General features: G+C 69.7%; 8 protein-coding genes. 4 read left to right on the forward strand and 4 right to left on the reverse strand.

Annotation, left to right across the window (positions count from 1 at the left end; genetic code table 11):
• Positions 1-1,241 precede the first annotated feature (1,241 nt).
• Both OG948_RS27495 and OG948_RS27500 read left to right on the forward strand, forming a co-directional pair.
• Entirely contained in the window at positions 1,242-2,366 is a 1,125-nt protein-coding gene (locus tag OG948_RS27495; RefSeq protein ID WP_406300356.1) for an ATP-binding protein, read from the forward strand.
• Positions 2,367-5,151: 2,785 nt separating this feature from the next.
• Complete coding sequence (locus tag OG948_RS27500) at positions 5,152-6,822, forward strand: MFS transporter (RefSeq protein WP_406299005.1); 1,671 nt, start codon at positions 5,152-5,154, stop codon at positions 6,820-6,822.
• 255 nt (positions 6,823-7,077) lie between these two features.
• Here OG948_RS27500 and cysC read toward each other — a convergent pair whose 3' ends face one another.
• Positions 7,078-7,671, reverse strand: a complete 594-nt coding sequence (gene cysC / locus OG948_RS27505; protein ID WP_406299006.1) for an adenylyl-sulfate kinase — start codon at positions 7,669-7,671, stop codon at positions 7,078-7,080.
• Positions 7,672-8,027: 356 nt separating this feature from the next.
• On the opposite strand from cysC, the gene OG948_RS27510 reads away from it, so the two are divergent.
• Together OG948_RS27510 and OG948_RS27515 are read left to right on the forward strand one after the other, a co-directional pair.
• Positions 8,028-9,284 (forward strand): sulfotransferase family protein, encoded by a 1,257-nt coding sequence (locus tag OG948_RS27510; RefSeq protein WP_406299007.1) that lies wholly within the window; start codon positions 8,028-8,030, stop codon positions 9,282-9,284.
• 1 nt (position 9,285) lies between these two features.
• Positions 9,286-10,596, forward strand: a complete 1,311-nt coding sequence (locus OG948_RS27515; protein ID WP_406299008.1) for a DUF1214 domain-containing protein — start codon at positions 9,286-9,288, stop codon at positions 10,594-10,596.
• Between the two features lie 130 nt (positions 10,597-10,726).
• On the opposite strand, the gene OG948_RS27520 is transcribed toward OG948_RS27515, so the two are convergent.
• The 3 genes from OG948_RS27520 to OG948_RS27530 form a co-directional block, all read right to left on the reverse strand.
• Positions 10,727-12,193 carry an MDR family MFS transporter gene (locus OG948_RS27520; RefSeq protein ID WP_406299009.1) on the reverse strand — a complete coding sequence of 489 codons (1,467 nt, stop codon included), beginning with the start codon at positions 12,191-12,193 and terminating at the stop codon, positions 10,727-10,729.
• A gap of 249 nt (positions 12,194-12,442) precedes the next feature.
• Positions 12,443-12,766 carry a DUF2470 domain-containing protein gene (locus OG948_RS27525; RefSeq protein WP_406299010.1) on the reverse strand — a complete coding sequence of 108 codons (324 nt, stop codon included), beginning with the start codon at positions 12,764-12,766 and terminating at the stop codon, positions 12,443-12,445.
• 29 nt (positions 12,767-12,795) lie between these two features.
• A complete protein-coding gene (locus OG948_RS27530; protein WP_395859683.1) occupies positions 12,796-13,422 on the reverse strand; it encodes a neocarzinostatin apoprotein domain-containing protein in 627 nt (208 codons plus the stop codon).
• Positions 13,423-13,449: the final 27 nt, after the last annotated feature.

A 13,449-nucleotide genomic window follows, 5' to 3' on the forward strand; every position in this document is an offset into this window, starting at 1 on the left:
TCTGAGTTCTCCGGTGCGATGCGGGCTTTGCTCGGCAGGAAAGGTGCCGGCAACGGCGGGGTGGGTTGGCCGGTGGGGCCGGCCGGGGTGCGTTCGCGAGTGACCTGTGCTCTTGATGGAGAGCACTGCTCTCGGTGTGCGTTGCGCGTCGGTGGCGTCGGGCGCGGGTGGCCTTGTACTCAGGGATCGGCGTCGGCTGGTGTCGGACGCCCGGTGCCAGGTCACCGGCAGTCAGTGGCCCCGGCCCGCCGATGAGACCCAGGCTTTGCTTGTCAGGGAAAGCGCCGGCAACGGCTGAGGGGGTGGTCCGGTGAGGTTCGCCGGGGCTCATTCCCGAGTGGGTTGGTTGGTTGCGGAGAGCACTGCTCTCGGTATGCGTTGCCTGTTGGTGGGGATGGGCGGGGTGGCTTTGTGCGCATGGGTTGGCGGTGGCCGATGTCGGTCGGCCCGGTCTCGGGTCGCCGCTGTTTGAGCCTGAGTTCTCCGGCGAGATGCTCGGCAGGAAAGGCACCCGCAGTAGCGGAGGGGGTGGGATGGTCCGCCGAGGTGCCCCGGGGGGCCTTCCCGAGTGGCCCGCCTCTTTATAGAGAGCACTGCTCTCGGCATGCGTTGCGCCTTGGTGGGGTCGGCCACGGGCGGCCTCGTGCCCCCAGGTTGGCATTGGCCGCTGTCCGTTGGCCCGGTCTCGGGTATCGGCGGTCAGGAGCCCTGAGTTCTCCGGTTCTCCGGTGAGATGCCGGCATGTCTTGCCGCGAGGCGCCCGCAACGGTGGATGGAGCGGGTGGCCCGGTGCGGTTGGCCGGTGCCTTCCCGGGTGCGTCGGGTGGTTGCGGAGTGCGATGCCGGCGGTATGCGTCGCGCCAGAGTGAGAACGGCTGCGGGTGGCTTTGTGCTCACCGGTCGGCGTTGGCCGGTGTTGGTCGGTCGGTCCCGGGTGACCAGCGCGGTTCGGGAGCCCACCACCGTCCGGCGAAATGCATCGAGATTGGTGGCCTTGAAGTCACTGGGAATGGTGTTGTGCGCGGTTTCGGTGGGCCCCCGGTCGCAATTTGGAGGCGGGTCTCGATTCCAGGGTCGACAGCCTCCGGGCAGGCGTTCACACGCCCGTCCATACCTTCGACAAACCGGCTCTGACCTGCTGGATTTCCGGAGTTTGCCTAGGCTGATGTCTTCTGCCGCACACCCTCGGAGGGGACATCGTGAGTGGGGAAGCGATCAGGTACGACGCAGCCGACATCCAGGTGCTGGAGCCTCGGGAAGCTGTTCGGAAGCGGCCCGGGATGTACGTCGGATCAACCGGTGAACGCGGGCTGCACCACTTGGTGTTCGATGTTGTCGACCGGGCGGTGAACGAGGTTCTGACCGGCCGTGCCGGCTGCGTCGACATCACGCTCACACCCGACGGCGGCGTGCGCGTCGCCGATGACGGGCCGGGTCTTTCCGTCGAGGACGGCGAGGACATCGGCAGTCCCAATCTCGAAGCCCTGCTGACACGCATGCACTGGCGGCCGGGGCCCGGTGGCCGCTACGACGTGGCGCCCCTCGACGGCGGTATCGGGCTCTTCGTCGCCAACGTCCTGTCGAGTCGGATGACGGCCGAGGTGTGGTGCGAAGGGGTCCATTGGGGACGGGAGTACGCGCGAGGCGTCCCGGTCACCGCGCTCACCGACGCGGAGCCGGCAACCGGAAGCGGGACCGCCATCGCCTTCCGGCCGGACCCCGAAATCTTCGGGACGACGGACTGCTCGTTCGACACCCTGGCGGACCGCTTCAGGGAACTGGCCCTCCTGAACCGGGACTTGGAGATCTCACTGACAGATCTGCGCCGCCCGGCCGAGTCCCGGTCGGTTCGATTCCGATCCCCGGACGGCATGCGGGAGTTCGTCCCAATCCTCGACGCTCAGGCGGCGGCACCCGCTTACCCGGACATCATCGGCTTCGAACAGGAAGACCCACGGATGGCCGGGAGGATGGAGGTGGCGTTCCGGTGGCGCGGCCCCGGCGAGGAGCGGATCCGGAGTTTCGCCAACAGCAGGCCCACCTCCTGCGGCGGCACCCACGTGAACGGCTTGCGTGACGGGCTGGCTGCTGCGGTCAACGCGTACGCGCGGGCGCGGCAACTCCTGACGGCGACGGACCCCGATCTCGGCATCGACCGGATCGGCGAGGGCCTGACGGCGGTGGTGTCGGTGAAGCTGGACCATCCCGAGTTCGAGGGCTCCACGCGCGGCGTACTGGGCAACGCCGAAGTACGCGCCTGCGTCGCACAGGCCGTCCGGGAACACCTCGCCAGGTGGCTGGAAGAACACCCGGAGCAGGCCGCAGCCCTGATCGACCGAATCCTCCGGGGCGCCGACCAGGACTGACCGCCACCAAACCGCCCCGCTGGTTCCCGTATCCGGGACCAGTGGGGCGACCGGCACCACACGCATAAGCAGCCAAGCCCGCGCCACGGCCGCGCCCAAGGCCAACTCCCGCGCCCAGTGCCACAGACAGCACACCGACAGCCCGTCACGCGAGACAACGAACGAATCTGCCCGGCCCATCCGAGACGACGGCAACCAGATCACCCGAGCCGGGCCGTCGGCGATTTCGACCCGGATCGCGGTGACGGTTGCGGGTGTTGCGAGCCTGCGCGACCTGCGGTTTCGGTGGGACGGCGCAAGCAAGAACCTGCCGAGTGCCGGCTTCGCGCACCGTCGGCACAACGCACCGCTCCACCCGATCAAGTACCGCCGTATGAATCGAAAACCCGGATCCCGACGTCCGTGATCTCGCTCCGCGCTCACCCCGATCTGTGGTTTTCAACTCAAGCGAAGCCGCAACCCCCAACGGCATCCGGCTTCGTGACACCTCGTCACCTCCACTCGCCGCACCCAAAGCGCCCCAACCCACCCGGGAGGGCGCCCCGGCGAACCTCACCAAGACTGCCCACTCCCTCCGCGGTTGCCGGCGCCTTCCCGACAGGCAAGGCCCGCATCTCGCCGGAGGGCCCATGGCTCCTGGCCGCCGGTGACCTGGGGTCGGGCCGACCGGCACCGGCGTACGCCGATCGGTGAGCACAAAGCCACCCGCGCCCGACCCCACCGAGGCGCGGCGCATACCGAGAGCAGTGCTCTCCGCAAACAACCAACCACATACCAACGCGCCCCGGTGAGCCTTACCGGACCGCCAACCCCCTCCGTCGTTGCGGGCGCTTTTCTTGGCAAGCAAGGACTGGATCTAGTCGGCGGGCCCAGGGCCCCTGGCAGCCGGCGACCTGGCACCGGGCCGACCGACACCGGCCAACGCCAACCCGTGCGCACCAAAGCCACCCGCATTCGACCCCGCCAAGCGCAACGCATCGCGCGAGCAGTGCTCTCGCAAAGAGCCCACCCGTTCGGGAAGGCGCCCCGGCGAGCCTCATCGAACCGCCCACGCCCTCCGTCGTTGCAGGCGCCCTTTTTGGCAAGCAAAGCCTGGATCTCGCCGGAGAACTCAGGCTCCCGACCGCCGGTTGCCTGGGATCGGGCCGACCGACACCGGCCTATGTCGACCCGTGACCACAAGGCCATCTGCGCCCAGCCCCACCAACACGCACTGCATGCCGAGAGCAGTGCTCTCCGTGAAGAGCACGGGTCACTCGCGAATGCGCCCGTGCAGCTTCATCGGGCCGCCTACTCCCCGCCGTTGCCGACGCCTTTCCTGCCGGGCAAGCCCGCACCTCACCAGAGAACTCAGGCTCCACCACCGGCGACCCGAGACCGGGCCGACCGACATCGGCCACCGCCAACCCATGCGCGCAAAGCCACCAGCTTCCGGCCCCACCAACACGCACTGCACGCCGAGAGCAGTGCTCTCCGTGAAGAGCACGGGTCACTCGGGATCCGCCCCGACCGACCTCAGCGAACCGCCCCTCCCCGACCACGCCGGCGCGCAACGCATTCCGCGAGCAGTGCTCTCGCGAACAGCCGACCCACTGCGGTGGGCGCCCCGGCGAACCTCACGGGGCCGCCCACGCCCTTCGTCGTATCCGGCCGCTTTCCTGCCGAGCAAGCCCGCGTCGCGGGGGTGAGCTCAGGCTTCTCCGTGAGCACAAAGCCACCCCTGATCGACCCCTCCATTGCGCGATTCACACCGCGAGCAGTGCTCTCGCAAGGAGACGACCCACTCGGGAGCGCGGCTCGGCAAGCCTCGTCGGACCGCCACCCCCATCCGTCGTTGCCGGCGCGTTTCCTGCCGAGCAAGGTCCGATCGCGCCGGGGAGTCCAGGGCCCCGACTGCCGACGGCGCGACACCGGGCTAACCGACACCGGCCAACGCTGAGGGCTGGGCACGAGGCCCCACCCCTGCTCGAACCCACCATCGCGCAAGGCACACCGAGAGCAGTGCTCTCGCAAAGCGCCGACCCGCTCGGAACGCGGTCAGGCCGGCCTCGTCGGACGGACCGCCACCCCCGAGCAGTGCTCTCGCGAAACGCCGACGTGCTCGGAACGCGGTCGGGCCGGCCTCGTCGGACGGACCGCCACCCCCACTCGCCGTTGCCGGCGCCTTTCTCGCGAGCACAGCTCGCGTTTCGCCGGAGAGTTCGGGCTCCAGGCCACCGGTGACCTGGAACAGGGCCGGCCGACGCCGGCCGACGCCGGCCCATGAGCGCAAAGCCGGCGGCCCCCGGCCCGACCATTGCGCAACGCAGGCCGAGAGCAGTGCTCTCTGTGGAGAGCATGAGTCACTCGGGAGGCTCCTCGGCGAACCCGACCGAAGTCCCGCCCTCCTCCCGCCGCCGCTGGTTGCTTTTTCTGCCGGGCGAAGCCCCGTCTCACCGGATAACCCAACCCCCCGAGGACCCCGACTCGCGCCCCGATTCCGGACCCAGGCCAACCCCTCGACCGCGACAGTTAGCTGACGGGCCGTCAGGGAATTTATATAGCAAATCAGATCAAAACGTACCGACGCCCAGTGATCACTCTTCCCCGTGCCCGTGTGCCGTGCTAAACACTGTCAATCAGTTCGGCTGGAGTACACCGATCCGGTTGGCACCGTCCACGAGACGCGCCCGCCCCATCGAGGCCGAGCGGCGCTTTGCCCCCAAAGATTCCGTACAAAACCGGACGTGTCGCAGTGGTGACACGTGTCCGGCGCGCGCCTCTGCACAGAACGGAAAGTACCGGTATGTCTGCGACCGTTGAAGTACCCGCGAAGCCGCCGGAGCCCGAATCGGACCCGTCCTCGGTCGACACCGGTCGACTCGACGGAGTGTCCAAGGGCCGGGTCTTCGCAGTTCTGGCCGTCGTGGTCATGTTCTCCGAGGTCGTGCCGCTCCAGTACGCGATGATCTCCTCGGCCGTGCCCGAGATCGCCCCGTCGTTCCGGTCCGTCGGCGAGAGCATCTCGTGGATGGTGGTGATCCTGGGCCTGGTCGGCGGCGCGGTGAGCCCGCTGATCGGGAAGCTCTCTGACGTCTACGGCAAGAAGCGGCTGCTGCTCGCGACCAGTGTCTCGTTCCTGGTCGGCTCGCTGGTCTGCGCGCTCACCAGTTCGTGGCCGCTGTTCCTGGTCGGCCGCGCGCTCCAGGCGGTCGCGTTCGGCATGACCGCCGTCGTGTACGGGCTCATTCGCGACCTGATGCCGCGCAAGTTCATCCCGGTCGCGATCGGCATCTCGGCCACCGGCCTCGGCCTCTCGGCCGCGCTCGCGCCGGTGGTCGGCGGGCTGCTCACCGAGCACTACTCGTGGCGCTCGCTGTTCTGGTTCCTGGTCGTCTACATGCTCGTGCTGATCCCGCTGCTGCTGGTCGTGGTGCCGGAGTCCAAGCTGCGCGTTCCGCAGAAGGTGGACTACGTCGGCGGTGTCATCCTCGGCGTCGGGCTCGCGCTGATCCTGCTCTACATCAGCCAGGGGCAGTCCTGGGGCTGGGGCAAGCCCTCCGCGTTCGGATACGCGCTGCTGGGCGTGCTCGTGATCGCGCTGTGGGCACTGTGGGAGAAGCGGGTGGAGAACCCGATCATCGACCTGAAGCTGCTCACCGCTCCGCGTGTGGCGCTCGTGCTCGGGATCGCGTTCCTGGCGAACATGATCATCGGCATCCAGAACTACCTCACCAGCTACATGGGCCTGACCCCGGACAACGTCAAGCAGAGCACGCTCGACCAGTACGCCGACGGCGCCGTCCAAGGCGCCAAGGCGATGGGCGCGCCCGAGGCGATGTGGGCCGGAATCGCCGACCAGGTCAAGGCGGCCGTCTCGTTCAACGACTCGCTCGACTACGCGCTCGGCTTCACCCTGCTCGGCCTCGCCCTGCACGTGCTGATCTGGCAGTCGATGTCCAGCATGATCGCCGGCCCGCTGGCCGGGCTGTGGGGCCAGCGTCGAGGGCTGCGGATGCCGATGATCGTCGGCGTCGCGACGCTGACCGTCGCCGGCTTCATGTACCTGTTCCTGCACGACTCCTGGCAGTTGATGCTGCTCTGCGGCGTGGTCTACGGCATCGGCTTCGGGATGTACTACGCCGCGGCGCCGAACCTGATCATCGAGGCGGTACCGCAGGAGCAGCAGGGCATCTCGTCCAGCATGCTGGTCGTCGCCCAGTCGTTCGGCGCGTCGGTCGGGGTCGCGCTGCTGTCGCCGATCTTCACCGACAACCGGTTGAAGATCACCGGACCGGCACCGAGCGGCCAGGGCCTGGCCACCAACGACGCGTGCAACGAGCGGGGCTGTACGTACACCACGGACGCCTTCACCACCGGGTTCTGGGTCCTGATCGCGTGCGGTGTGCTGGCGCTCGTGATCGCCCTGGTGATGAAGCACGGCCGCAAGCCCGCGACGGGCGGCCTGCTGCACTAGCGGCCGGCCGCAACCGAACGGGTCGACCCGGTCGAGTCGGTCGGCGTCCGACGGGGGCGGCCTGCGGCCTGACACACCCTCAGGGCCCGGGTATCCGAGGGGGATACCAGGGCCCTGACGGCACGTCACCGACCGACCCGCCGACCCGCCGACCCGCCGACCCGCCGACCCAGGCCTTGCCTCGCCGACGCGACCCAGCCCTCGGCTCCGCCGACCGACCCGACCCGGTCCCCGCCCCGCACCGCTTCGCCCCGCCTACACTCCGAGCTTCAGCGTGTCCAACAGCGCGATCAGCCGCGCCGCTTGCTGCTCCGGGTCGCCGTCCGCCGGGGTGAGTCGCAGTTCCGGTGCCTCCGGCGCCTCGTACGGGGCCGAGATGCCGGTGAAGTCGCCGATCTCCCCGCGGCGGGCCTTGGCGTACAGGCCCTTCGGGTCGCGGCGTTCACATTCCTCGATCGGGGTGTCCACGAACACCTCCAGGAACGGCAGGCCGTCCCGGACGTGCAGGGCGCGGACCCGGTCGCGGTCGGCGCGGTACGGGCTGATCACCGGGACGATCGCGATCACACCCGCGTCGGCGAAGAGGCGGGCCACCTCGCCGACCCGGCGGATGTTCTCGGTCCGGTCCTCGGCTCCGAAGCCCAGGTCGCCGTTCAGTCCGAGCCGGACGTTGTCGCCGTCCAGGCGGTACGCGGTGATCCCGCGCTCGACCAGGAGCCGCTCGGCGATCACCGCGACCGTCGACTTGCCCGAGCCCGACAGCCCGGTGAACCAGATCGTCGCCCCGAGCGCCGGACGCTGCTCGCGCGTCACTCCGCCCTCGTGCCAGACCACGTTGCGCTCGCTCACGACTCTCCATCCGCGTTGATTCGCGTTGATTCCGCGCTGATACCGAGGCTTCGTACGGTACGGGGCGCCCCTCACCCTCCCGGATCCGGTCCGCCACCCGGACCACTCTGCCCCGAGCCCGAGCCCGAGCCCGAGCCGGCACCCCGGGCCGCACTCCGAGCCCGAACCCGAGCCGCCACCCCGAGCCCGAGCCCAAGCCGCCACCCCGGGCCACCCCGCCGCCCCCACACCCGCATCGCCGATCAGTATCTGACACCTCTTCAGATTTACCTTCACAAAGAGCTAATCTGCGGCGGGGCCGCGCCCGCTCGGCGTCCGCCCGCGAACTCGAACGACGTGAGGGAGGCCGTACCGCCATGGCCTGGACACCGCCGCACCGCGCCGCCTGGACCGAGACCCTTGCCGCCGGCGACATCCCGCCGCTCACCGACGACCTGGACCGGCCGTTCGCCGCCGCCGCGCTGATCGGCGAGGCCCGGGCCAGGACCGGACTGACCGACCCGGGCGAGGACGACGACCCCGGCTTCCGCGAGGGGCTGGACCGACTGCTCCACGCGCTGGAGCACGAGGCGAACCTGGACCGGGTGGGCCGCTGGTGGGCGCACACCTGGGTTGCCCGGCTTCTCGACGTGCGGCTTCAGGTCGCCCGCTACGTCCGGGACGATCCCGGCGTGCTCGACGAGCCGATCCACCGGCCGATCTTCGTCACCGGCGGTCCCCGGACCGGGACTTCGATCCTGCACGCGCTGCTTGCCCGGGATCCGGCGAACCGGGTGCCGGCCACCTGGGAGTTCCTGCGCCCGGTTCCGCCGCCGGAGCCCGCGACCCGGGACACCGATCCGCGGATCGGGCTCGCCGAGCGCGAGATCCGGTTCATCACGAGTGCGGTGCCGGCCATGGACGCGATTCACGAGAAGAGCGGCACGCTGCCCAAGGAATGCATCAGCGCGCATGCGCTCGCGTTCCGATCCGAGGACTTCACCGGGCAGTTCGCGATCCCGTCCTATGCCGCGTGGTTGGCCGAGTGCGACATGCGGCCCGCGTACGCCTATCACCGGCTCGTGTTGCAGATCCTCCAGCGCCGCACGCCGGGGGAGACCCGCTGGGTGCTCAAGTCACCCGCGCACCTACTGACCCTGGACGCGCTGGTCGACGTATACCCCGACGCGCGGCTCGCGGTGACCCACCGCGACCCGCTCACCGTGCTGGCCTCGTTGAGCAGCCTGATCGCCACGATCCACCACGCGTACGGCAATCCGTCCGACATCCGGGACGTCGCCCGCACCCAGAGCGATCTGTGGTGCACCGCGTACGACCGGCTCACCGCGTTTCGTGACGCGGGTCGGGTCGCCGAATCCGACTGGCACGATTCGGCCTACGCCGACTTCATGCGCGACCCGATCGCGGTGGTGGGCGAGTTGTACGTCACATTCGGTCTGGATCTCACCATCGAGGCCGAGACGGCGATGCGCGCGTACCTGGCCGAACGGCCCCAGGGCAGGCATGGGAGGCACAACTACTCGTTCGACGACCTCGGATTGGCCCGGGAGGACGTACGATCTCGGCTGACGGACTATCAGAAGCGGTTCCTGGTCCCGACGGAAGAGATCTGACGTGCAGTCGAACGAACTCCGCACGAACGACCCGCACCAGCAAGTCCCGCACCAGCAAGCACCGCAGCAGCAAGTCCCGCACCGGCAGGACGCGAACGACCGGCACCACCACGACCCGCGCCGCAACGACCCACCCGCGCACGACGTGGTCAACGGCACCGCGTGGCGCGCCTATTGTGAGCGGATGGCCGCGCTCGGCGACCGCATTCTGGAGGCCGACTTCCCCGGCGCGACCGACGCCGACCGGGCCGAGGGCATCCGGCACCTGGCCAATCAGGTCGCCTGCTGGCTGACCTACCAACTCGCCGCGACCGACCCGCAGAACCCGGCCTTCTTCACCCACAACGACCTCGCCTACCGCTGGGGCGGGCCGAACGTGGACCAGAACGCGCGCCGCGCGCCGATCGCGGGGGACGGCGTGTACCGGCTCACCGTGACGATGAACGCGTGCGAGAAGTTCGTACTCCAGGTCAAACCGGGGGACATGCACTCCGGGCGGACCGACATCGTCGCCGAGACCTCCTCGGCCGCGCTGGGTGTCGGGCCCGGCGACACCGTCGAGATCATCCTCAGCGCCACCGAGCAACCCGGGAACTGGGTCCCCCTCACACCGGACGCCCGGGTTCTGCACGTACGCGACTACTACTTCGACTGGAAGCCGGAACAGCCCGCCATGCTCGCCCTCGAACGCCTGGACACCCAGGGGCGACCGGCCGCACGGGTGACCCCGGAGCGGGTCGCGGGCATGCTCGACGGCGCCGCGACGTCGGTGGAGAACTCGATCGAGGTCTGGAACGACTGGGTGCGCACCACCGGCGACCGGCAGGCGGTGAACACGTTCAGTACGCCGGCCACGGTGGCCGGCGGGGTCAAGGAGGTCGTGTACGGCTTCGCGCGGGTGCGGCTGACGGATGATCAAGTGCTGATCGTGGAGACCGACCCCCGCGTCTCCGGGCAGTGGGATCTCCAGCTCTACAGCCCCGGTTGGTTCGAGTCGCTCGACTTCGCCAACCGCCAGACCTCGCTCAATCACGCGCAGGCCGAGCGCGATCCCGACGGGCTGATCCGGGTCGTGATCGGCGCGCTGGACCCCGGCGTACCGAACTGGCTGGACACCGAGGGCCGAACGGAGGTCTTCGCGACGCACCGCTGGCTCGACCCCCGCGAACAACCCACCGTCCGGGCCCTGGTGGTCCCCCGCCACGAGGTCCGCGACCACCTCGTCCCGACCACCCGAACGGTCGACGAACCGGAACGCCGCGAAACGATGCGAAGGCGCTCCGCGCACGTCTCGTGGCGCTTCCGGGCCTGACATCGGATCGACACCGACACCGACACCGATACGGTCCCGCCACATCCGGCGGGCGGGACCGGCGCCCGGACGGCCGCTACCGCTACCGACCATGGCCCGACTCTGGGCAGCCGACGGCCGGAACCTCGGATCAGACCGTTGCGCTCTCCGTCTCCGGCTTCGGGGCGGGGACGACCTCGGTCTTCTTGCGGAGCGTGGAGGCGGCGTCCGAGTCGCGGATGGTCAGGGCGGCGATCGCGCCGAGGACCGCGAGGCCGGCCGCGACCAGGAAGGCCACGTGGTAGGCGTGCAGGTTCGGGCTCGGGGCGCCGCCGGAGTGGATCGTCATCGTGCCGATTCCGGCGAGCACGCTCGCCAGCAGCGCGACGCCGAGGGCCGAGCCGAGTTGGCGCTGCACGTTGAAGATGGTCGAGGCGCGGCCGTTGTCGGCCGGCGCGGTACGCGCGAACGCCGCCGCCTGCATCGGGATCATCACGTGCGCCATCGAGGCACCCGTGCAGAACATCAGCACCACGATCAGCACGGCCGAGGTGTCGCCGTCGACCAGGGCGAGCAGCGCCGCGCACGCGCCGATGCCGAGCAGACCGCCCGCCATCAGTCGACGCGGACCGACCACCGGGTACAGGCGCGAGACCCACTGGGTGGCGATCACGACACCGAACGCCTCGGGGAAGGTGAGCAGACCGGTCTCCAGGGCGCTCTTGCCGAACGCCTGCTGCTGCATCAGCGGGAAGACGTACAGCACGCCCAGGAACGCCGCGGAGTTGACCATCGACACCACGTTGGTGCTCACGAACAGCCGGTCGCGGAGCAGCCGCAGGTGCAGCATCGGCTCCTTGACCCGCAGTTCGACGAAGACCATCGCGATACACAGGATCAGTCCGGAGATCCCGGTGGACAGGATGATCGGCGAGCCCCAGCCCTTGGTCGCGCCCTCGCTCAGCGCGTACATCAGCAGCGCGAAACCGGCCCCGGAGAGCACGAAGCCGGGCAGGTCGAAGCGACCGGCCCTGGGGTTCTTGTACTCCTCCAGGAAGATCAGGCCGAACACGAACGCGGCCACGCCCACCGGCAGGTTGATGTAGAAGACCCAGTGCCAGGACGCCTTGTCCACGAGCAGGCCGCCGAGCACCGGTCCGAGCGCGGGCGCCAGGGCGGTGGGGACCATCAGGATGCGGGACGCGCGCACGCGCTCCTCGGGCGGGAAGACCCGGAACATCATCGCCATGCCGACCGGCGTCAGCATGCCGCCGCCCGCGCCCTGGAGGATGCGGAACAGCACCAGTTGGTCGATGCTCTGGGCCAGCCCGCACAGCGCGGACGCGCCGGTGAACAGGGCCAGCGCGATCAGGAAGATCCGCTTGCTGCCGAAGCGGTCGCCGAGCCAGCCGGACGCGGGGATGAACACCGCGAGGCTGACCAGGTAGCCGACCGCGACCGTGGCCAGGCTCGCCTGGGAGGCGCCGAGGTCCTTGCCGATCGCCGGCAGTGCGACGTTGATGATGGTGATGTCGAGGATGTTGACGAACATCGCGGCGACGAAGACGGCGCCGACCACGACCTTCTGACTGAGGCGTGACGCGGATATGGGCGGCATACGGCGGGGGCCTTCGTTCGGGGAGGGTGCGTGGAGGGCGGGAGAGGGAGGCGAGAGCCGAGCGTGGAATGCGGAGCGTAATACTGAGCGAAGCTCACTATATCTTTTCGTACAGGTGCATACGACAGGTTTTTCCCGACCGGACCAACGCCGACGGCCCGGGAGAGCTTCCTCCCGGGCCGTCGGCGTGACGCTTCTTACAGGTGGTCGGGCCGGTCGGCCCGCCGGTTCCCTACCGGTCGACCGCGCTCAGTGCTCGCCCTCGCCGCGCGCCGGCACGCCGAGTGCCTTGCACGCGTCGTTGTACTGCGTGACGACCTCGATCCGCACGTCCCGGCGCTCGGTGATCGAACGACTCCACGGCACCCGCACCGCGACCGGTTCGCCGGCAACGATCGCCGAGTAGTACGCCGCGTCGCCGTCCAGGCCGGTCATCGTGGCCGAGGTGGCCTCCGGCTGCCCGCCCAGGCCGCGCGAGATCAACAGGCAGTCGTCGGGGTGGTCGTCGTTCATGTGCTTGCAGACGGCGGTGATCGCGTCCGCTCCGAACGGGTTGACGCTCGCCTCGCTCATGCGGGTCGCCTCCAGCGGTAGGGGTGGGATCAGGCGCGTGCGGAGTCGCGGCGTCGACGAGACGCGGCGACCGCACCCACGCCGACCACCAGCATGCCCGCGCCGACATAGGCGAGCTGCGTGCTCGACGAACCGGTCTTGGGCAGCTTCGGCTCGCCGGCCTCGGTGGTGGCGCCGGTCTGCGGCGTCGTCGTGGCGGGCGCCGCGGGCGCGGCGGCGCCGAAGGTCACCGGGACCCACACGTCCTGGTCGCGGTTGGCCAGGTCGGTGTGGTCGTTGAAGGTGGCCACGAAGCACGCGGTGGCGGCGCAGTCCACCTTCTTCTTGTCCTTGCCCTCGAAGCTCTGCGCGGGCTTGATCTTGACCGAGAAGGTACCGTCCGCGCCGACCTGCGGGACGTAGCCCGCGTTGCCGTACTGGGTGGGCACGCCGCCGGCCGGCTTGGCCACGGTCTGCGCGATGTACACGCCCTTGCCCGGCTTGTAGCCCTTGCCGGTGACGGTGATCTCCTCGCCGCCGGCGGCCAGGCCGGTCGACTTGGACAGGGTGATGGTGGGGGCGTCGGCGGCCGACGCGGGGGCGGCGGCGAAGGTGGTGAGGCCGAGGCCGGCGATCGCGCCGGCGGCGACGGCCGCGGCGGTACGGGACTTGCGCATATGTGGACTCCGGAAGCTGGGAACGAG

It is taken from the genome of Embleya sp. NBC_00888, assembly GCF_045207655.1.
Classification (GTDB): domain Bacteria; phylum Actinomycetota; class Actinomycetes; order Streptomycetales; family Streptomycetaceae; genus Embleya.

Excerpts from the sequence above, each read along its gene's own strand:
- OG948_RS27500 (WP_406299005.1), top strand. The coding sequence starts at position 5,152 with ATGTCTGCGACCGTTGAAGTACCCGCGAAGCCGCCGGAGCCCGAATCG.
- OG948_RS27510 (WP_406299007.1), top strand. The coding sequence starts at position 8,028 with ATGGCCTGGACACCGCCGCACCGCGCCGCCTGGACCGAGACCCTTGCC.
- OG948_RS27525 (WP_406299010.1), bottom strand. The coding sequence starts at position 12,766 with ATGAGCGAGGCGAGCGTCAACCCGTTCGGAGCGGACGCGATCACCGCC.
- OG948_RS27530 (WP_395859683.1), bottom strand. The coding sequence starts at position 13,422 with ATGCGCAAGTCCCGTACCGCCGCGGCCGTCGCCGCCGGCGCGATCGCC.
- OG948_RS27520 (WP_406299009.1), bottom strand. The coding sequence starts at position 12,193 with ATGCCGCCCATATCCGCGTCACGCCTCAGTCAGAAGGTCGTGGTCGGC.